At 70.6% G+C, this 20,079-nt stretch carries 19 protein-coding genes; 4 read left to right on the top strand and 15 right to left on the bottom strand.

Features of this window, described 5'->3' with window-relative positions; translation table 11 throughout:
- Positions 1-3: 3 nt before the first annotated feature.
- From C3E87_RS05425 to C3E87_RS05410, 4 genes are read right to left on the bottom strand one after another with little or no spacing between them, the layout of a single operon-like run.
- Positions 4-1,026 carry an SIS domain-containing protein gene (locus tag C3E87_RS05425; RefSeq protein WP_076060331.1) on the bottom strand — a complete coding sequence of 341 codons (1,023 nt, stop codon included), beginning with the start codon at positions 1,024-1,026 and terminating at the stop codon, positions 4-6.
- The gene (locus tag C3E87_RS05420) at positions 1,023-1,211 is read right to left on the bottom strand and encodes a Trm112 family protein (protein ID WP_076060328.1); all 189 of its coding nucleotides are present in this window, start codon (positions 1,209-1,211) and stop codon (positions 1,023-1,025) included. The genes C3E87_RS05425 and C3E87_RS05420 overlap by 4 nt, the downstream gene beginning before the upstream one ends.
- Positions 1,212-1,237: 26 nt before the next feature.
- Positions 1,238-2,596, bottom strand: coding sequence for a phosphomannomutase/phosphoglucomutase (manB, locus tag C3E87_RS05415; RefSeq protein WP_076060326.1), 1,359 nt, complete (start codon positions 2,594-2,596; stop codon positions 1,238-1,240).
- 22 nt (positions 2,597-2,618) lie between these two features.
- Positions 2,619-2,999, bottom strand: a complete 381-nt coding sequence (locus C3E87_RS05410) for a DUF3499 domain-containing protein (protein ID WP_255362903.1) — start codon at positions 2,997-2,999, stop codon at positions 2,619-2,621.
- 37 nt (positions 3,000-3,036) lie between these two features.
- Here C3E87_RS05410 and C3E87_RS05405 point away from each other — a divergent pair, with 37 nt between their 5' ends.
- Positions 3,037-3,474 (top strand): metallopeptidase family protein, encoded by a 438-nt coding sequence (locus tag C3E87_RS05405; RefSeq protein WP_076060321.1) that lies wholly within the window; start codon positions 3,037-3,039, stop codon positions 3,472-3,474.
- A 21-nt stretch (positions 3,475-3,495) separates the two neighbouring features.
- Here the strand turns inward: C3E87_RS05405 and C3E87_RS05400 are convergent, their stop codons facing one another.
- The 5 genes from C3E87_RS05400 to C3E87_RS05380 all read right to left on the bottom strand — a co-directional run bounded on the left by C3E87_RS05400 (position 3,496) and on the right by C3E87_RS05380 (position 9,649).
- Positions 3,496-4,740: a DUF5719 family protein gene (locus C3E87_RS05400; RefSeq protein WP_076060319.1), complete on the bottom strand. Its 1,245-nt coding sequence runs from the start codon at positions 4,738-4,740 to the stop codon at positions 3,496-3,498.
- Entirely contained in the window at positions 4,737-7,718 is a 2,982-nt protein-coding gene (locus tag C3E87_RS05395; protein WP_143570905.1) for a glycosyltransferase family 2 protein, read from the bottom strand. Before C3E87_RS05395 ends, C3E87_RS05400 begins: the two co-directional genes overlap by 4 nt.
- Positions 7,719-7,725: 7 nt before the next feature.
- Positions 7,726-7,980, bottom strand: coding sequence for a WhiB family transcriptional regulator (locus C3E87_RS05390; RefSeq protein ID WP_076060315.1), 255 nt, complete (start codon positions 7,978-7,980; stop codon positions 7,726-7,728).
- 80 nt (positions 7,981-8,060) lie between these two features.
- Positions 8,061-8,525, bottom strand: a complete 465-nt coding sequence (locus tag C3E87_RS05385; protein WP_143570904.1) for a hypothetical protein — start codon at positions 8,523-8,525, stop codon at positions 8,061-8,063.
- Positions 8,526-8,569: 44 nt separating this feature from the next.
- Complete coding sequence (locus C3E87_RS05380; protein WP_076060309.1) at positions 8,570-9,649, bottom strand: mannose-1-phosphate guanylyltransferase; 1,080 nt, start codon at positions 9,647-9,649, stop codon at positions 8,570-8,572.
- Between the two features lie 30 nt (positions 9,650-9,679).
- Here C3E87_RS05380 and C3E87_RS05375 point away from each other — a divergent pair, with 30 nt between their 5' ends.
- Complete coding sequence (locus tag C3E87_RS05375; protein ID WP_076060307.1) at positions 9,680-10,330, top strand: TIGR03089 family protein; 651 nt, start codon at positions 9,680-9,682, stop codon at positions 10,328-10,330.
- On the opposite strand, the gene C3E87_RS05370 is transcribed toward C3E87_RS05375, so the two are convergent.
- The 4 genes from C3E87_RS05370 to C3E87_RS05355 are packed head-to-tail and all read right to left on the bottom strand — an operon-like array spanning position 10,324 to position 15,398.
- Complete coding sequence (locus C3E87_RS05370) at positions 10,324-11,421, bottom strand: hypothetical protein (RefSeq protein WP_076060305.1); 1,098 nt, start codon at positions 11,419-11,421, stop codon at positions 10,324-10,326. The genes C3E87_RS05375 and C3E87_RS05370 overlap by 7 nt on opposite strands.
- The gene (locus tag C3E87_RS05365) at positions 11,418-12,830 is read right to left on the bottom strand and encodes a hypothetical protein (protein WP_143570903.1); all 1,413 of its coding nucleotides are present in this window, start codon (positions 12,828-12,830) and stop codon (positions 11,418-11,420) included. The genes C3E87_RS05370 and C3E87_RS05365 overlap by 4 nt, the downstream gene beginning before the upstream one ends.
- Positions 12,827-13,819 (bottom strand): glycosyltransferase family 2 protein, encoded by a 993-nt coding sequence (locus tag C3E87_RS05360; RefSeq protein ID WP_255362902.1) that lies wholly within the window; start codon positions 13,817-13,819, stop codon positions 12,827-12,829. The genes C3E87_RS05365 and C3E87_RS05360 overlap by 4 nt, the downstream gene beginning before the upstream one ends.
- Before the next feature lie 43 nt (positions 13,820-13,862).
- Positions 13,863-15,398: an LCP family protein gene (locus C3E87_RS05355; RefSeq protein ID WP_076060300.1), complete on the bottom strand. Its 1,536-nt coding sequence runs from the start codon at positions 15,396-15,398 to the stop codon at positions 13,863-13,865.
- 131 nt (positions 15,399-15,529) lie between these two features.
- On the opposite strand from C3E87_RS05355, the gene C3E87_RS05350 reads away from it, so the two are divergent.
- Together C3E87_RS05350 and C3E87_RS05345 are read left to right on the top strand one after the other, a co-directional pair.
- Positions 15,530-16,714, top strand: coding sequence for an LCP family protein (locus C3E87_RS05350; RefSeq protein WP_233120720.1), 1,185 nt, complete (start codon positions 15,530-15,532; stop codon positions 16,712-16,714).
- A 66-nt stretch (positions 16,715-16,780) separates the two neighbouring features.
- On the top strand, positions 16,781-18,472 hold the full coding sequence (locus C3E87_RS05345) for a hypothetical protein (protein WP_143570902.1): 1,692 nt from the start codon (positions 16,781-16,783) through the stop codon (positions 18,470-18,472).
- Here the strand turns inward: C3E87_RS05345 and purE are convergent.
- Together purE and C3E87_RS05335 are read right to left on the bottom strand one after the other, a co-directional pair.
- Positions 18,469-18,969 (bottom strand): 5-(carboxyamino)imidazole ribonucleotide mutase, encoded by a 501-nt coding sequence (gene purE, locus C3E87_RS05340; RefSeq protein ID WP_076060293.1) that lies wholly within the window; start codon positions 18,967-18,969, stop codon positions 18,469-18,471. The genes C3E87_RS05345 and purE overlap by 4 nt on opposite strands.
- A complete protein-coding gene (locus C3E87_RS05335; protein WP_233120737.1) occupies positions 18,962-20,071 on the bottom strand; it encodes a 5-(carboxyamino)imidazole ribonucleotide synthase in 1,110 nt (369 codons plus the stop codon). Before C3E87_RS05335 ends, purE begins: the two co-directional genes overlap by 8 nt.
- Positions 20,072-20,079: the final 8 nt, after the last annotated feature.

Genomic DNA, 20,079 nt, shown 5'->3' with positions numbered 1-20,079 from the left:
CGGTCACTCGGTGGCGGTCAGGCCGATCTCCAGGTAAGCGGCGCCGTAGAGGCCCTTCTGCAGCAGCGTCATGTAGCGCTCGACGTCCGTGGCGGCCAGGTCCGCGTCGCCGGACGAGACCCGGGCGACCCGCAGGCCGCGCGATTCGGCCACGTCCGCCAGATCCATCGCCACGCCGGACACCCGATCCGGGAGCTTGTCGTCGTCGAGGAGGACCAACACCGGCTGGGTCTCGGAGTCACCGTCGAAGGGGTCTGCGAACGGGTCACGGATGGGGGCGGACGTCAGCAGGGTGCGGATCTCCGACGCATCGGCGGCGAGCGCGGGGCGGCCACAGGCGCGGCGGACCGCCTCGGCGATGCGCCGGGACGCACGCGCGGCCAGCGTGGTGCCACCCCAGATCAGCGGCAGCCTGTCTGCCAGCGCGAGCGCCAGTTCCTTGCCCGGGTTCTCCGACAGGTCGTTGCTGGGCGCGCACGCCTCGGCCACGAGGTCTGCCGCATCTGCCACGTGTTCGGGGTACACCAGCGGCCCGAGCCCCAGCGCCCCCAGTTGGGCCAGCACGGAGACAGCGGCCGCCACGGGGTCGTTCTCCTCCAGCGCGATCAGCGTGGTGGAGTTGGAGCGCGTCGCCTCCGTCAGTTCGCAGCCCTCAGGGGCGGCGACGATCAGCGTGGCGCCACGACGATTGGCCTCCGCGGCGCACTGCACCACCCAGCTGGGAGTGTCCGTCGTGCCGAGGATGACCGCGAGGTCCAGCGGACCCACCCAGGCGGGCAGCCCGGGGCCCGGCCAGGCCATGAACGGCACCGGGCAGGCGGGTTCGAGCACCGCACGCACGAGCCTGGACTCGGCGCCCATCGCCAGTACGCCCCGGGGGCGGTCTGCCCTTTCGAGGTGCCCGTGCGGCTCGGTCAGCGCGGCGCGCCGGATACGGGCACCGGCCATGGCCAGGGCGCGAAGACCCTCGTGCTGCTCGAGATCAGCAGCTTCGAGGCGCGAATCGTCGAACTGGGGGCCGTTCACTGCGTGCTACGGGCCTGGTCGATGAGCAGCACGGGGATCCCGTCGCGCACCGGGTAAGCCAGCGCACAGGCGTTGTTGGTGCACACGAGTTCCTGCTGGTCGTAGTCGACGGCGAACTTGGCGTGGCACGCGGGGCACGCGGCGATCGCCATGAATTCGGGCGACAGCTCGAGAGTTTCGGCCATGGTTCCTCCTCAGTGGTGAAGTCAGCTTAGTTCGGTTGCCCGGCCCGGACGAGGGTGAGGACCTCGTCGCGCAGGGCTTTCATCGTGGCCTGCTGGCGGGCCTCCACGTTGAGCCGCAGGAGCGGTTCGGTGTTGCTGGGCCGCAGGTTGATCCACCAACCCTCTGCGGGGTTGCGGACACTCAGCCCGTCGAGCCGGTCCGCCTCTCCCCTGCCCTCGAACGCGGCCGCGACCGCGTCCATGCAGGCCTCCGCGTCGTCGACGGTGGAGTTGAGCTCGCCGGAGCGGCGGTAGGAGTCGTAGACGGCGGCCAGCTGCGACAGCGGCCTGTCCGCGGAGCGCAGGAGTTCGATGACGTGCAGCGCGGCGAGCATGCCGGTGTCTGCCGACCAGAAGTCGCGGAAGTAGTAGTGCGCGGAGTGTTCCCCGCCGAAGACGGCGCCGGTTTCGGCCATCAGGGCCTTGACGTAGGTGTGGCCCACACGCGACTGCCGGATGGCGCCGCCGGCCGCCTCCACGGCCTCGCCCACGCCCCAGGAGGTGATGGTGTTGGTCACGATGGTGGAGCCCGGATGCTTCACCAGCTCGGCCACCGCGATCATGGCCGTGATGACCGAGGGGTCCACCACTTCACCCTGCTCGTCGATGATGAAGCAGCGGTCCGCGTCGCCGTCGAAGACCAGGCCGAGGTCGGCGTCGTTGTCGAGGACGGCGCGCTGCGCGTCGACGAGGTTCGCCGGTTCCAAGGGGTTGGCCGGATGGTTCGGGAACGAGCCGTCCAACTCCAGGTAGAGGCCGACGATGTCGAGCGAGCGCCCTGCCAACGCGGTCAGCGCGGTGTGACCGGCCATCCCGTTGCCGGCGTCGAGGACGACGGTGAGTTCGCGCTCCCCGGTGGCCGGGACCAGGTCACCCAGTTTGTCCGCGTAGTCCTCCAGGCAGTCCAGTTCGCGGATCTCGCCCCGCACCTCCCCGCCCAGTTCGACGGAGGCGGCCAGGTCACGCAGCCGGTTCATGAAATCCGGCGGCACTGGCCTGGCGTCCGCCAGGCAGAACTTGATGCCGTTGTACTCGGACGGATTGTGGCTGGCGGTGAACTGCACACCCGGCAGGCTCAGATGGCCCGACGCGAACCACAACTGGTCTGTGGAGCTGAGGCCGATGTCCACCACGGAGGCGCCGGCGCGGCGAGCCCCGTCGATGAAGGCCCAGGAGAGTTCGCGGCCCAGCACCCGCATGTCGCGGCCGAGCACGAACTCCTCGGGGCCCAGCAATTCGACGAAGGCGGCGCCCAGCGCGCGGGCCCCGTCCAGGTCCCACTGCGGTTTGTCGCCGACGACGATGCCGCGGATGTCGTTGGCCTTGAAGATGTCTCGCTCAAGCACCTGATCAGGGTAGCGAACCTGGTCACTCACCCGTCGGGACGAGCCGCAGGTGGCCGCCTCGGGCCGGGTCAGGCGCAGTGGCGACGGCGGGGATGACCACGCTCGTCAGCGGCGGCGCGATGTCGTCATGCCGTAGGCCGATGGCCCGCACCGCGTCCGCCAGCGCCATGAGGTCGTCTGACGCCTCCTGGACGGGCGCGGGGGCGGAGCCGTTGAGCGGCAGCCGGATCATCTCCCAGCCGTTCGGCGGGCTGGTGCGCTCCGCGTGGCGCTGGCACAGGTCGTAGATACCCGGCTCCGGCGTCAGCGACAGGGGCCCCAGGACCGCCGTGGAGTCTGCATAGACGTACGTCATCGTCGCCACCGCTGGGGCGGCACACGCGGTACGGGAACAGGAACGCACCCGAGCAAGGTATCTCACCCGCTACTAGAGTGGCGACATGCCACGCAGAAGAGACCGACATGACCGCGGAATGCGGGGCCCGTTGGCCACGCCCAACCCGCTGTCGGGCAGGCCTGTGCCGCTTGGCCGACCCACACGGGTGGACTACTTCAACGAATGCGTCACCAACGCAATGGTCGCCATCGCCGGCGCCTGCCCCGATGCGCTGAACGGGATCATCGTGGGCGTCGAGGAGGTGCCCCACCTGCGCGGCGGCTGGACGGGAGACCGCGTGCCGCTCTCCGCCGCGATGGAACCCAGCCGGGGCCGGAAGGCGCAGATCGTGATCTTCGAGCGCCCGCTCGAGCACCGCGCCTCGTCGCGCGGAGAACTGCGCCGCCTGGTGCACCGCACCATCGTCGAGCAGTTGAGCACGCTCACCGGCCGGAGCATCGAAGACCTGGGCGGCGACGAGAACTGGGACGACTGGGACTGACCCCAACCCCACCCAGGCGCCTCACCTCAGGTGGGCGTCCAGCTCCGCCGTGCCCGCCGAGCGCGGCTCATCGACCACACCGCCCAACGGCACGATGATCGTGCCCGTCGCTTCGGACGTGGCGGCAGATGCGATCACCGGGCCGTCCGCCGTCAGCGTGACGAGCTGCTGGGCGGCCAGAGGGAGCACCTGCACGACGGTGGTCCCAGGCGACACCGTCAGCTCGAGCTCATCCCCCGCAGACACCTTCACCTCGACCGGGTTCGTGCCCGGGTTCGTGATCTGGAGCGCGCCGCCCATCGTGGTGGCCGCCAGCTCCGGCGCCGCCTCCACGTCGACCAGCGTGGCGGGGCTCCCCGTCGGGCCGCTCACCACCACTCCTGCGGCCACCTCCTGGGTGGATTCGACGCGGATGGCGCTCGCCTCGCCGCCCAACGAGTCCGCGATGGGCACCACGACGCTGGACATGGGCTCCACGCTCAGGTCTGCGGTGGCGGCGAGTTCGTAGGACGACGTGGCGCCGAGCGCGGTCACCGTGATGTCGGCGCGTTCCTCGCGCGGGTTGCTGATCACCAGCTGCACGGCTGAGGCCCCCGGAGGCACGCCCCCGATGAGGTGCTCCAAGGCGGGGCGCGTGGGTGCCACGTACCGCGCGGCGCGTCCCTCGACGTTGACCGCAGCCATGGCCACGCGCCCCTCGCTGGCCCTGAACGACACGCCGACCGGCCCCTCCGGGGACAGCACGGACAGCGCGATCCTTCGGGACACACCGGGGGCCACCGCGATGCCGCGGGCCCCGATGGCGGCCACCTCACCGTCCGGGCCGAGGAGGGTGAGGTCCACGATGGCCTCGTTGGCGTCGCTGTTGGTGATCAGCAGTTCGGCGTCGCCCGGCTCCGTGACCACGATGGTGCCGGACGTCGCCGCGGGCGCGCAGGGCGCGAACGTGCGCGCCGGCCCGGCCGCGTAGATGCCGGCGACAGCAAGCGCATCGGCGCCGATCACGAACGGCCCGTCCACCTCGGCGAACAGGCCCGACCCTGTGCCGGAGAACACCTCGTCGCCGGATTCCGTGGCGGCGGCGGTCATCGTCCCGGCCGAATAGGCCAGCGCGTCGCCGGACTGCAGGCAGGTCATCCGCGTGGTGCGGGGCAGGTCAATCGTCGCCGAGGCCGGCACCCGGGCCGGGGTCAGGAGCGACAGCCCCACCGCGATGCCGCCGATGATCAGGAACGCCACGAGGGTCACGAGAATCCGTCTGATCATTCCTGCCCCCTCCGGGCCGTCGTGGCGGCGCCCAGGGTTGGCGCGGCGAGCAGCGCGAGGCCCAGCATCACCAGGAGGTGGAGCACGAACCTGCCGTCGCGCGGCGCGGGTTCGACGACGAGCTCACCGGCCTCGGCGCCCGCGTCGAACGTGAGCATCGCGGTGTCCAGGGCCGCCCAGGAGAACCCGCTGGTGCGCTCGAGCTCCCGGCCGTTGAGCGTGGCCACCCAGTCTGCCCCCGCCGGTTCGGCGACGACCAGCTGGCGTCCCGCTCCACCCTCCGCAAGATGACCGTCGGTGACAGGAATCAGCTCGTCCTCCATGGAGGTCACGCGCGAGACCAGCCCGCTGACCGTCCAGACGACGGAGCGGTCGTCCGCGGCGGCCCCCACCAGACCCTCCAGATTGTCCATGGCGGCCCGCTGGTCCTCGTCGAAACCGCGCAGCCACACGTGGGACACGCCCATGAGCCGCAGCCGCTCAGCCAGGTCGTCCGGCACGGAACCGCTGGCGATGGCGTGCACCAGCGTGTTGAACTGGCCGGCGAAGGACCCCGCCGGATTGCGTTCCGCGGAACCCCAGCGCGGCTGGCGAGCGTCCACGACGTTCCAGTCCACGGTGCCGTCCGGCGACAACTCGGCTGTCAGGGCTCGGGTGTCACGCGGGGAGAACATCACGTCGCGGACATAGCCCGGCAGCACGCTGGTGGTGGAACGGACCGGGCCAGCAAAGCCCACCCAGCCCCAGGTGCCGAAGGCCAGCAGGGCGGCCAGCACCAGCGCCAACAGCGCGGCTACCCGTGTGCGGCCCGCGTCCCGTTCGGTGAACACGACGGGTGCCAGCAACGCCGCCACCACGAGCAGCGCCCACGGCGAGAGGAGCGCGCGGGCCGTGCCCCCGTCGACCTCGAGCGTGAGCCGCGACAGGAGCGTGCCCACCACCAGGGGCGCCCCGATGCCCACCAGCGCCCAGAGCCACTGGCGGTATCTGAGCCCGGCGACGGCGAACAGCGCCACGAGACCCAGCACAGCGAAGAAGGCCACGTTGGCCCACACCGGTAGGCCCGACGGCAGGATGCGACCCACGACCAGCGCGTACGAGGCGGGCGGGAAATCCGGCCACGCGAGCGGGTCCACCCCCGTCAGCAGGCGGCCCGGGAAGCGCGCGAGGGTCGGCAGCCAAGGGGCGAGGAAGACCCAGGCGGGCAGCACCCCCACCACCACGTCGACGACGCGGTGGCGGTGCCGCGTGCCCCAGACGACGCCCGCGATGGTCACGAAGAGGAGAGCGGCGGGCCACACCGAGGCCACCACGATGAGCCAGAAGCCGGCGCCCGCAGGCGCGCGGAGCCGTTCGGCCCCGCTGGCCTCGTTGCGCACCACGGCGAGCACCGCCCGAGCGAACAACGGCCCGGCCACCGAGAGCACCATGCCGCTGACGTCGCCGGCCGTCACCAGCCCCAACAGGATGGTGGCGCCGGCCCAGACCGCGCTCACCGCGGCAGCGGGCCCCGCGGCGAGCCCCACGCGCCGCAGCAACGCGAGAGCGGCCAACCCGGCCAGCAGCGGTGTCAACAGCACGGCGAGGAACGCGAACCAGCCGGGGCTGCCGAGCCCGCCCAGCGATGCGAACGCGGCCAAGCCCAACCAGGGGGCCTCGCCCGTGAGGTAGGCCTTCCAGGCGGCACCGAGGGACGACGGCGCGGGCAGCAGGCCGCCCCCAGAAACGGGGCCGGCGCCGAGCAGGGTGCGGCCGGCGATGAAGGCCGCGACGAGCAGGACGACAACCAGGGCGGTCACCGGTGAGAAGACCCTGCGGCGGATCTGCCCGCCGGCGAAGTCGTCGCCGGTGAGTTCGTCGATCGAGGTGTCCGCCGAGACGTCCGTGAGGTTGCGGTAGCGTTCGGACAGCCCGTGGCCCACCTTGTCCGCAGCGTTGCGTACCGGCCACCAGCGGTTGGGCAGCAGGTCCGGGGGCGTCATGTCCTCTGCGGGGAACCGGTCCTTCAGCGACTGGGTGAGGGACGAACTGCGCTGGTACCTGCCCAGCGCGCGCATCTCCGCAGCGGCGAACGACGGCGACTTGCCCAGCAGGAAGCCCAGCGCCCGGAACACCGAGGCAGCCGCCAGCCCGAATCCCGAGGCCCCGCGGGCGCCGGCGATGCGGAGCGCGGCCAGCCTGTCGTCGAGGTGGGGATGCTGTTTCGAGGGCCGCTCCCCCGTGTGCCCCACGCGCCGGTGGTGCAGCGAGGCCGCCGGCCACGTCAGCACGCGGAAACCGAGCGCGTTGGCGCGCCAGCAGAAGTCCACGCCGTCGCGGTGTCGTTCCACCTCCGGGGCGAGGCCACCCACCTCGCGCCAGGTGCCGCCGCGGATCAGCAGACCCGCGGTGGAGGCGCCCAGCACGTCGCGCGGCTCGGTTTGCCCCTGGTCGACGTCGCCAGCCTCCACCATGGGGACCCGGAGCCCGCCCGGGGTGATGGCCTGGCCCACCTCGGAGAGGGTCTCGGGATAGTTGCGGCGCTTGGGCTGCAGGAGTTTCGGCACCACGACGTCGGCCTGGCGGGCGCCCTCCAGCAGATGCGCCAGAGCGTCCTTGTGGGGTGCGGAGTCGTCGTGGAGGAGCCAGACCCACTCCGGTTCGGTGTTCGCGAGCGCCGTGCGGACCGCGCCACCGAACGTGGTGGTGGCGTCGGCTCTGAGGAAGTCGTCGATGACGCCCTCGTCCAGCGCCCGCGCCACCAGTTCGGGAGTCTCATCAGTGGAGCCGGTGTCGACGACGACGATCCGGCCGGGCCGGGTGCTCAGCATCGCGACGGACAGCAACTGCCGGGGCAGCCATTCAGCAGCGTTGTGGGTCACCATGACGGCGACCACAGAAGAAGGATCGATCTCGGGGACGTCGGCGACGGGGTCTTCGTGTTCGATCCACGACCACAGGTCGTCGTCGATCACCCCGCGCTGCGGTTCCTCGGTCACGAGGTGCTCAGCCGGCAGCGCGCTTGAGCTTGCGGCGCTCCCGCTCAGAAAGCCCGCCCCAGATGCCGAAACGCTCGTCGTGGGCGAGGGCGTATTCGAGACATTCGGTGCGCACCGTGCAACTCAGGCAGACCCGTTTCGCATCACGGGTCGACCCACCCTTCTCAGGGAAGAAGGCTTCCGGATCGGTTTGGGCACACAGCGCTTCAGCCTGCCATGCAAAAGCCCCCTCATCGGCGAAAAGCTCCCATGTCTCGTCCATGTACCCCTCCTTTCTTGACTTGAATTACACACGAGTGATTTTGATCGGTCAAGCGGAAGGCGGATATCCGTCGAAACTATTCACGCATTGCGGTTGTTCACCCTGGACGGCGGACGGATCAGGGTGCCGTTGGGATCCTCTTCGTCGGCGCGGGGCCAGGGGGTGGTTGAGGTCGACCATGTGCCGGGGGGCCGCTGCGACTGCTGTTCCGACGGTGTCTGGGGCGATCCGGCGGGTTCCCGCTTGGGGTTGATCACCGTCGAGTGGCCCTCGGGAGTAGGGGCCGACTCCGGGGGCGGGAGTTGGGCCGGAGCCTGGCGGACCGGGGGCGGCTGCGGCGCCGCCATGGCGGACACCCGGACCACCGTGGTGACCCCCCAGGCGACGACACCGAGGCCCACCACGAGCGCCGTCACGGACAGCGGCCAGAGGAGGAAGCTGCGGCCGGACTCACCGACGGGAAGGAGGACCAGCCCCACGAGCAGCAGCGCGCTCACGTGGACCACCGCGGAGGCCACCAGGACGACCGCGAGGAGACGCCTCACGAACCGGGTGTCTCGCATGGTTCCTCCAGACGGCTGCGGACGGGTTAGGCGTATTCTGCCCCAACACGGGTTCGCACCAGCTCGACCAGTTCACGGATCCGCTCGGCATCTTCGAGGCTGGCCACCAACGTGGCAGTCCCGGTGGCCACCACGAGACAGTTCTTCAGGCCCAGCGCGGCCACCAGATGGTCCGGTCCCGCGGCGTTGACCAGCACCGATCCCGACGAATCCAGGGTCACCGTCCGGCCGTCGACGGCGTTGCCGTGCTCGTCGCGCGTGAACAACTCCGCGAGCGACAGGAAACCGCCAACGTCCTTCCACTGGATGTGCAGCCCGACGCTGACCACCTCCGCGTCGGTCCTCCCCACGGAGGCGGGCTCCATCACCGCGTAGTCCACGGAGATCTTCTGGAGGGTGGGGAACAGCTCATCCAGACGCTCGGGATGCGCCACGATCTCGCGCACGGTCTGGGCCGTGTCCGGCAGCAGCTGGTCCAGTTGGCTGAGCAGGGTGCTGGCCCGCCAGACGAACATGCCGGCGTTCCACCAGTACTCCCCCGACTTCACGTAGGCGACGGCGACGTCCCGGCTGGGCTTCTCCTTGAACTCCGCGACGCGGTGGACGCCGCTGAAGCCCTCGAGTTCGTCGGCGCGGTGCAGGTAGCCGTAGCCGGTGTGCGGCGACGTGGGTACGACGCCGAGGGTGACCAGCGCGTTGGGGCGGGCCTCCGCCACGTCGAAGGCCAGCGACAGCGACCGTTGGAACTCGTCGACGGGTTCGATGATCTGGTCAGCCGTCACCATGGCGACCACCCCGTCGGGATCACGGTCCGCGACGACGGCCGCGGACCAGGCCACCGCGTTGAGGGAGTCGCGGCCCTCAGGCTCCCCCAGGATGTTGCCGGGCGCCAGTTCAGGAAGCTGTCGTGCCACGTCGTCGGCGTAGCTGCGGCCCGTGCAGACCAAGATGCGGCTCTCGTCGACGAGGCCGTCCAGTCGCTCAAAGGCCAGCCGGAGCAGGGACTTCCCGCCCACCATCTCCAGCAACTGCTTGGGCCTGCCCTTGCGCGAGAGCGGCCACAGGCGCGTGCCGGATCCACCGGCCATGATGACGACGTAACGCATGGCAAGACCCTAGCCGTCTAGGCTTCACCCATGCTCGTTTCCGCCCTCCAGAAGCGCGTCGCCCGGCAGGGCGCGCAACCGCTGATCACCTACTACGACGGCGCGGAAGGCTCGCGCATCGAACTGTCTGCGGTCACGTTCGCCAACTGGGTGGACAAGACCGCCAACCTCATTGCGGACCTCGGGCACGAGGACGGCGAGCCCATCGATGTCGCGCTGGCCTCGTCGCATCCCGGCCACTGGGTGACGATGGTGTGGATCGCCGCCGCCTGGCAGCGGGGCTGCCCCGTCAACAGCGATGCGGCGGGGGCGGACTTCCTGGTGGTGGGCCCCGGCGATGACCGCCGGGCGGACATCACGGTGGCCTGCTCGCTGCATCCGTTGGGCCTGGGGTTCAGCACCCCGCCCGTGGATGCCGTCGACTACCGCGAGGTGTTCGGGCAGCCGGACCTCCACGACGTCGCCCTCGACGGTGAGGCCTACCTATGGGACGGCGCCGTCGCTCCGGAAGTGGGCGCGAGCGACGGGCGCGTGCTGCTGCGTGACCCGGCGCCGGGGTGGGAGACGGTGGCGCGGGCGCTGGTTGCGCCGGTGCTGGGCACCGGCTCAACCGTCGTGGCCGTCAACACCTCAGACGACGAAGCCGCCCGGATCGGTGCTGACGAGCGCGTCACTCACTGAATGTCTTCGGCGCCCTCTGCCGGGTCCTGATCGTGGACGCGGTTGTCAGGATGGGTTTCGCCTTCGTTCTTTGCGCCTTCGGATGCCTCCTGGGCGTGGACGCGATCATCGTCATCGTGCTGATGATCCACGTTCGACGGATCTGCCTGGTTCTGTGACATGGCTGCCTCCTGGTTGTCGACCACCGCGAGCGCGGCGCCTCCACCCAGTGTGGCAAGCATCTGGCGCACATTGGAGAGTTGCGCCGTAATCGAATCGCGACGCTGGGTCAGCGCCGACAGTTCGCGGTCCGAGTCGCGGCGGATCCGGTCTGCCTGCGTACGGGCCTCCCCGATCAGCTCGTCGGCCTCGGCCTGCGCCTTGTTGCGGATGGATTCGGCCTGCGTGTTGGCGTCGGCGATCACGCGCAGCGCGTCGTTCTCGGCGCCGCGCAGGTTCTCCTCGGCGGCCCTGAGCTGCTCCTCACGCTGGCCCATGGCCAGGTTGAAGTCTGCGGTGGCGGCGTTGCGGCGTTCGGACAGGGTGCGCTCGAAGTCGGCAGCGGCCTGCGCGGCGCGTGCCTGCTGGGACTCGTAGACGGCTTCGGCCTCTTCGCGGCGGGCCGCGGCCTCGCGGTCCGCGTTGTCGAGGATTTCGTCGGCCCGGCGCTGTGCGCCGGTGAGCTTCGCCTCGGCGTCGGCGTCTGCGGAGCTGCGGGTGTCGACCGCGTACCGGTCTGCCTCTGTCAGCGCGGCCTGGGCCTTCTTCTGCGCGTCCTCGACGAGCTGGTTGGCCTTTTCCTTCGCCGCGCGCTTCATCTCCTCGGCCTCTTCCTCGGCCAGGGTGAGGATGCGACCCACGCGCTCCCCGAGGTCCGTGAACGCCGGGCGCGACACCATGGAGGCGGCGCGGGACTGTTCCTCGGAGCGACTCTTGGCTGCGGCCAGTTCCTGGGCCAGCTGCTCGCGCTCGGCGGCAGCCTCCTTGAGGCGGATGGTGAACTCACCCAGTTCTGCGCGGGCGGAATCCAGCGCCTGTTGCAGCGTGGCGATCTCGGCGTCGACCTGGGCCGGCTCGTAGCCACGAAGCACGGTGCGGAAAGTGGAGCTCATGAATGTTCCTCGTCTTGAGTGGTGGTACCTGGCACTGACAGCGCTTCGATCACGCCGGAGAGCGAATTGAGTTGCAGGGTGATGTCGTCGCGGCGCTTCGTCAGCCCCGCGACCTCCTGCCGCGCACTGGCCAGCATCTCGCGGGCCTGCGTGCGGATGGTCTCGGCCTCGACCCGCGCGTCGGACAGGAGGCGGACGGCCTCCTCGCGGGTGGCGCGGGTGCGTTCGTAGGACGCCTTCTGGGTGCGCTCGAGCTCTGCCGTGAGCTGCTCGCGGAGCATCTCCGAGCTGGCTTCGGCCTCCGTCATGCGCTGGTCTGCCCGTTGCACGATCGCCTCAGCTTCGCGCTTCGCCCGATCCACGGTGTCCGCAGCCTGCTGGTCCGCCTCCGCCCGGGTGCGCTGGGCGTGCTGCACTGCGGCGGCGAGTTCGGCGTCGGCCCTGCCGCGGGTGTCGTGCGCCTCCACGTCTGCCGCGCGCAACCGCTGCCGGGCCGCGTCCACGGAGCGCTGGGTGGTGGCCGACAGCTTGGCTCTCAGCTCCGCCGTGCGGCGGGCCTGGTCGAGGTGCGCCTGCTGCTTGCGGCGCGCCACGTCCACGCGCGCGCCGTCGAGCAGCGCCGCGACGGTGGTCTGGGCCCACTCCATCTGGCTGGAGGCCTCCGCGAGTTGCGCGTCGGCCTGCCGCTGCGCCTCGGACGTCACCCGGGCCACCTGGTCCGCCGTCTCCTCGCGCAGGTGCGTCATCTCCCGCTCCACGGCTTCACGCTCGGCGGCGAGCCGCGCTGCGGCCTCGTCCTCGAGTCGCTGCATCTCCTCCCGGCGGGCGGCCAGTTCCAGGTCCGCTTCGGCCTGTTCCCTGGCGATGCGCTCGTCGTGCGCTGCGCGCTGGGCCGCGAGTTCGTCGTCGACGAGGGCGCGGGCGGCGTGCCCCTCGACCTCGACCTTCTCGCGCCAGGCCGACACCTCCGCCCTGATGCGTGCGGCCTCCGCGGTTGCGTCCTCGAGCTGGCGCGCAGCCCGGTTCTGAGCTTCGGCGACGATGCGCTCCGCATCGGCACGCGCTTCAGCGACGACCTCGTCGGCACCTTCCTGGGCACGTCCGCTGATGGCGCCGGCCTGCGCGATGGCGTCTGACAGCGTGCGCTGGGCGTCGGCCTTGGCCTCCTCCAGCCGACGGCGGGCGAAGGCGACCTCGCCCGCCAGCTCATCGCGCTGCTGGGTGAGTTCGACGGTTTCGGTGCGGATGCGGTCTGCCTCTGACTGGGCCTCTTCGCGCAGCCTGTCTGCCAGCCGTTGGGCCTGCAGGAGCACTTCGGTGGCTGCCCGGGAATCCGTCCCGCGCGATGCGGGCTCCGGCGTCTGCCAACTCATGGGGTCCATCTTGGCACGTTCCTGCGGGGCACTCATCTCGGGTTGTTAACGCGATCCGGCAGACCACGGACGAAGCCCGCGCCCCACGCCACGTGCATGATCGCGAGGACGAGCGGCAGGCGGGTGCGGGCCCTCGCCGTGGTCTCCATCGTGGCGGTGGCCACCATGAGGAACGACAGGTAGACCAGCGGCGCCACCAGGAGCGCAGTGAGCAGCCGGTTGCGCAGCACGATGCCGAGCAGACCCCCGAGCAGGCCGCCGCCCATGCCGAGCACCGCGAGCGGCGGGGCCAGGTAGCGCAGCGAGGCAGTCTCCGGATGGCGGCGGATCACTTCGCGGCGCCACTGGCCGGTGGTGAAGAACTGCTTGGCGAGCGCCTTGTAGCTGTTGCGGGGGCGGTAGACGACGCGCAGGTCCGGGGAGAAGTAGACGAGGTGGCCCGCGGTGCGGAGCCGGTAGTTCAGCTCCCAGTCCTGAGCGCGGTGGAGCGTCTCGTCGAAACCGCCGATCTCCTCCAGCACGTCGCGGCGGAACACGCCGAGGAACACGGTGTCGGCCGGCCCGGGCGGAGTGTCGGCGAGGTGGAACCCACCGCCACCGAGGCCCAGGCGGGAGTTGTACGCGGCGGCGATGGCCTCGGAGAGGGCGGAGGTGCCCTGGGCGTCCATGAGGCCGCCCACGTTGGCGGCGCCCGTCTCCTCGAGCAGGCGCACCGCGGTGGCGATGTAGCCGGGGCTCAGTTCACCGTGCCCGTCGACGCGCACGATGACGGGGTGCCGTGCCGCGTGGATGGCGATGTTGAGCCCGACGGGGGTGTAACCCTCCGGGTTGTCCAGCACCCGGATGCGCGGGTCAGCGGCCGCCAGGTCGTCGGCGATCTCCCTGGTGCGGTCTGTGCTGGGAGCCACTGCCAGCAGGATCTCCAGTTCACCGGGATAGCCCTGGCTGAGGACGCGCTCGACGGCCGCCTCGAGGTGTGATTCCTCATTGCGGATCGGCATCACGACGCTGACGCTCTGCTGCACGCTGCGGACTCCCTTCTCCGGGGGCCACTTTAGTGGGCGTGGCTCACGGAACCGAGCAGACCAGCTCAAGGTCGCCAGCGGCACTGACCGGTTCGTCCTCCTCGCTCTCCGCTTCCGCGGCGGCGACCTCCACCGGGGCGGGATCCGCACTCTCGGTGGCCGGTTCGGCGGTGTCGGCGGCCGGCGCCTCGGAGGACGCCTCCGGAGACACCGCAACAGGGACGGCCTGCGTGGTGGCGGCGTCCGGGGACGCTGCCGGGGCAGGCGACCCCGTCGCCTCGTCGAGCGCTTCGGACGCTTGGATCTCGTCGCGGACGGTGCTGCGGATCAGGTCGAAATCAGGGTCCCCCGTGACGATCAGCGGGGGCGTGAAGTTGACCGAGACGATGCTGAGTTCCTTGGCCTGCAGGGCCAACTCGGCCAGGCGGGTGATCTCGCCCGTGCCGACGTCGGTGCGCAGCACGTCGCCGCCCGCCTTGGACAGTTCGACGAACTTCGTGGCCACCGTCATGGGGTCCAGCTGGTTCGCCATCGCCGACATCACGCACTTCTGGCGCACCATGCGCTCGTAGTCGCTGCTCTCCGCCCGGGAGCGGGCGAACCAGAGCGCCTGGTAGCCGTCGAGCCGGACGTCGTCGCCGGGCTCGATGTAGCCGTGGATGTTGCTGCCACCGCCGCCCATCGGGATGGGCTTGGCGATGGTGAGCCGGATGCCGCCCATGGCGTTGATGAGGTTCTGGAAACCGGCCATGTCGATCATCGCGAAGTAGTTCAGGTCGAGGCCGAGGGTATCGCTGATGGCCTCCTTCATCGCCTGGAGGCCCGGGTCCGCCTCACCGGGGTAGAGATCGGCGTGCTGCTCGCCCAGGGTGTAGACCCCGTTCAGCAGACAGGCGTTGTCGGGGCAGACGTAGCCCTCGGAGTAGAGGGCCCGCAGCGGGGAGGATTCCGGGAAGCGCACTTTCTGCAGGTTGCGCGGCAGCCCGAACAGGACGGTGCGCCCGGTCTCCGCGTCCACGGAGGCCACATTGATCGAATCCGGCCGCAGGCCGTCGCGGCCCTCCGCCGCGTCGACCCCCAGCAACAGCACGTTGTAGCGGCCGGCCTTCTCGTCGGTGTCGCCGCCGCCCTGCAGCACGACGCCGACGTTCCCAGCGGCCTGGAAGCCGCTGGCGGCGACGGTGGTGATGCCGCCCACACCCAGCGCGAGCGCCAGGGTGGTGACGGTGAGCGTCAGCCGGGTGCGCTGCCCGAGGCGCAGCGGCGCGGCGAGCCGCCACGCGTCCACCAGGAGCAGCACCCAGCCGGCGAAGAGGATCCAGAGGGCCACGCGCACGACGGCGGTCGCTGCGGGGTTGAGCAGCAGCCCGATGGTGGGGCCACGGAAGAGGAGCAGGCCCAGCACCATCAGCAGCAGCAGGGCCAGGGCGGCGCCGTAGACGCGGCCGGCGACGCGACCCACCGCGCGGTTGCCGGCGAACCACTGCACCGAGCCAGGGAACAGTGCGGACATCAGGACGAAGCCGAAGGCGCGGCGGGCCTGCACGCTCTTGGCGGCTGCGGTCTTGGTGGACGGCACTGGTGATCTCCTCGGGGAAGGCTGATTTCCATCCTCACCCGCGGGTTCCCCTCAGCCCGGTAGCGCCACGCCGCGATGCCGTCGTTGGCGCACTAATGGGTACCCTTGGGCACGCTGAAAGGGGATGGCGAGTGCCACGAGGAGACGACGACATGAACTGGCTCTACCGGGACGAGAAGGACGAGGAGACCTCCGTGCTCCGTCCTGACGAGGTGGAGAGCATGCGCCGCAACGATGCCCGTCGCGAGCGCGGCGCGGGCTATCCGCAGGGCACCGCCCGGCCCCAGCCGGCCACCAAGGCGGGCCCGCCGTCGCAACCGCCCACAGCTCCGCCCGCCGCTCCCCCGGCCGGCAGGGCAAGGAAGCGCCGTCGTTTCCGGCCACTCCGTCTCCTGGGCTTCGCTCTCATCCTGTGGCTGGCCTTCCTGATCGGCACCCCGCTCTACGCCTGGACGGCCGGCACCACGGTGGACACGGCGGCGGCCGGCGAACGCCCCGCGGAGCAGCCGGGCAGCACCATCCTCCTGGTAGGCTCCGACGCCCGCGATGACCTGAGCGCCGAGGACCGGTCGAGGCTGCGCACCGGCACCACCGACGGTCGCCGAACGGACACCATGATGCTGCTGCACACCCCCGCCGAGGGTGAGCCGGTGCTGCTGAGCCTCCCGCGCGACTCCATCGTCCAGATCCCCGGCCGCAAGAAGAACAAGCTCAACGCCGCCTACGCCTTCGGCGGCGCTCCCCTTCTCATCGAGACCATCGAGCTGAACACCGGCGTGCGCATCGACGGTTACCTCGAGGTGGGCATGTTGGGCGTCGTGGACGTGGTGGACGCGGTCGGGGGGATCGAGGTGTGCCCGAAGTTCGACATCGACGACGAGGACGCCCACCTCACGCTGTCGAAGGGTTGCCAGACGGTCGACGGCGTCACCGCGCTGGGCTACGTGCGGATGCGCAAGGCAGACTCGAACGGCGACTTCGGCCGCGTCGAGCGTCAGCGCGAGACCATCGGCGCCATCATGAAGAAGGTGGCCCACCCGCTCACCGTGCTCAATCCGGTGCGGTACTGGGACGTCAACATGGCGGCCTCCAAGTCGCTGGCGCGGGGGGAGGACACCGGCCTGGGCTCCATGGCACAGGTGGGAACCGGCTTCTTCAGCGTGATGACCGGTTCGGGGCTGAGCCTGACCGTCCCGGGCAGCGTGGCGAACACCAGCGTGGGCTCGTCCGTCATCTGGGACGACACAGCTGCCGGCGAGATTTTCGGGGCCATAGCTGTCGGGAATACGGCCGACCTGGAGAAGTACCGGCGGTAGCGCTCGCTGGTCTGCGGTGGACCTATCCTCGAAGCACAGCCCACCGACTGCGCGCAGGAGAACACCGTGACCCACAACCCACCACCTGGCTGGCAGCCCAACGGCCCACAGCCTCCCCAGCCGCAGTGGGGTCCCGCCCCGCAACAGCCGTCACAGCAGGGTCCGCAGGGCCAGCCCCAGGGTCCGTCCTTCCAGCAGCCCCGCCCGCAGCAGCCGGCGCCGTGGGGCACTCCTCCGCCGCAGCAGGGGCAGTGGGGCACGCCCCCACCACCGCAGGGCCAGTGGGGCACTCCCCCGCAACAGGTCGCGGGCCAGTACCAGCCGTACGCGGCTGCCCCGGTGAAGAAGAAGTCGAAGGCCCCCGCGATCGTCGCCGGAGCCCTCGCACTCGCGTTGGTGATCGGTGGCGTGGCCTTCGGGCTGACGTTCTTCCGGGGCGCCACGCCCGCCGCGGCCAAGGGCCTCCCCTCCACCGTGGTGATGGCCGTCGAGCTGAACCTGGCACCGGCTCCGGCAGACCAGTTGAAGCTCGCGCGCATCATCAACAAGTTCCCGGTGGGCGAGGAGATGGCGGAGACCACAGATTACAAGCGGGCGCTGTGGGATCTCATCCCGGACGATTCCGGGGACAAGCCGGCCTATGAGGAGGTCGAGCCGTGGCTGGGCGACTCCGTCGCCCTCGGGTTCCTGGGCTCGGCACCGGACAGCGCCTCGGGCTTCGGCGACCAGGTCGTGGTGGCCGTCGAGACCACCGACAAGGAGAAGGCCGAGGCGTTCGCTGCGGCTCAGGCCGCCGCGGAGAACGAGTACTTCTTCGTCGACGACGTGCTGGTGATCACCAGCGCGGACCTCGGCCTGGACGCCGCGGCGATCAGCGAGTCGTCGCTGGCGGATGACCAGGACTACAAGGCCGACATGGCCAAGCTCGGCACGGGCAGCCTGGCCACCTTCTGGGCAGGCTCCGAGGCCATGGACATGCTCATCAGCCAGAGCGGGCCCGGCCTCTACCCCATGAGCGACGTCGAGGCCCTCCGCGGCTCCCACGGTGCGGCAGGCCTCAAGGTGGACGATGACCGTGTCATCCTCGACGGGCAGTTCTCGGCGCCCAACTACCCGCAACCGGAACTCGACGACATGCGCGCCTTCGCGAGTGGACTTCCCGGAGACGTGCTCGCCGCCGTGGCGGGCGCCGGCTCCACCGAGGCCTATGAGCAGTCCTGGCGGTCCTTCGAGGCAGCCGGCCTGACCCCGGACCTCGAGTCGCTCGGCATCATGTCAGCCGCAGACCTGCAGGCCCTCCTGGGCCGCCAGATCGGCGTGACCGTCGGCACGGACGCCCAGGGCCAGCCCGTGGTGGGAGCCAAGTTCATCAGCGATGATCCTGCCCGCCAGCTCGAGCTGCTGGACAGCGTCAAGCAGGTCCTGATGCCCGAGGGGAGCTTCGAGGGGCTCACCGCCGAGCAGGACGGCGACACCGTCTACCTCGCGTACGGCCAGGGCATCGACGACATCCGCAGCCCTGCCACCACCCTGGGGGATTCCGCCGGCTTCAAGGACGTGATCCGTCAGGACGCCAGCAGCCTGAGCTTCGTGGACCTCAACGCCGTGAAGAGCATGCCGCTCTACCAGGAGATGGCGGCCAGCGAATACTCTGCCGGCTTCACCCAGTGGCTCGAGCCTGTCAGTGCCCTCGGCATGGCGGTTGGAGCCGCAGACGACGGCGACAGCACCGTCCGGCTCGAGGTGGTGTTCAACTAGGAACCGCTGGCTTCGCGGACGACGGCGCCCTTCGCGTGCGCCGCGTCCCGGAGCTGGTCCTGGAAGTCGAGCATCCGCTCGAGCAGGGCATCGTCACCGACGGTGAGCATCCGCACCGCCAGCAGGCCGGCGTTGCGGGCGTTGCCGATGGCGACGGTGGCGACGGGGACCCCCGCCGGCATCTGCACGATCGAGAGCAGCGAATCCATGCCGTCGAGGTACTTCAGGGCAACCGGTACGCCGATCACCGGCAGCGGCGTCAGCGACGCGAGCATGCCCGGCAGATGCGCCGCCCCGCCCGCGCCGGCGATGATCACCTTGATGCCGCGCTCGTGCGCCTCGCGGCCGAAGCGCACCATGTCCTCCGGCATCCGGTGGGCGGACACGACATCCGCCTCGTAGGCGACGCCGAACTCGGCCAGCGCGTCGGCCGCGGCCGACATCGTGGGCCAGTCCGAATCAGATCCCATCACGATCGAGACGAGCGGCTCAGGCATCGGGGTCTCCCATCAGGTAGTGAGCGGCGTGCCGGGCGCGACGACGCACGTCGTCGAGCGAGGCGCCGAAGCAGGTGACGTGCCCCACCTTACGGCCGGGCATGACCTCCTTGCCGTAGAGGTGCACGCGCACCTCGCGGTCACGGGCGAACACGTGCTGCAGCGCTCCGGTGAGGTCATCCTCGGCGCCGCCGAGCACGTTGGTCATCACGACGACGTCTGAGCGCATGGCGGGTGAGCCGAGCGGCAGGTCGAGGGCGGCGCGGATGTGGTTCTCGAACTGGCTCGTGAGCGCCCCGTCGATGGTCCAGTGCCCGGTGTTGTGCGGCCGCATCGCCAGCTCGTTGACGACGATGCGGCCGTCGCGGGCCTCCATGAGTTCGACGGCGAGGACGCCCACGACGCCGAGTTCGGTGGCGATGCGCACGGCCATCTGCTGGAGCCCCGCCGCGACCTCGTCGCTCATGCCGGGCGCGGGGGTGACGGTCTCGACGCAGATGCCCTGTTCCTGCAGTGTCTCGCTGATGGGATAGGCCACCACCTGTCCGGATGGGGAGCGCACGACGATGGCGGACAGCTCCCTGGCGAAGTCGATGAACTCCTCCGCCACGATCCTGACCCGCTGCCCCGCGGACGTCTCGGGCAGGTTCGCGAACGGTTCGCCGGCATCTTCGGGTCCGTCCAGCTTCCAGACGCCCTTGCCGTCGTAGCCGCCGCGGGAGGCCTTGGCGATCACCGGCCAGCCCTGGCTGTCGCCGAACGCGATGAGGTCCTGCGGCGAGTCTGCGACGGCGAACGCGGGGCAGGCGATCCCCAGCTCCGCCATCTTCTCGCGCATCTCCGCCTTGTCCTGCGCGAACCGCAGCGCGGCGGAGCCGGGCCGCACGGCGACGTGCTCGGCCAGGATGTCGAGGTGTCTGGTGGGCACGTGCTCGTGGTCGAAGGTCAGCACGTCCGCGCCGTCGACGAACTCCAGGAGGGTGTCGAGGCTGCGGTAGTCGCCGACGGTGTGGGCGGGTACCACCTGGGCCGCGGAAACGGCCGGCCCCTCGGCGAGCAGCCGCACGTCGATCCCCAGCGGAATGGCCGCCTGCTGCATCATGCGGGCCA

It is taken from the genome of Tessaracoccus sp. ZS01, assembly GCF_022342445.1.
In the GTDB taxonomy this organism is placed as follows: Bacteria; Actinomycetota; Actinomycetes; order Propionibacteriales; family Propionibacteriaceae; genus Arachnia.
Note: the sequence above shows the minus strand (reverse complement) of the source record. Positions and strands in the feature narration are given on the sequence as shown.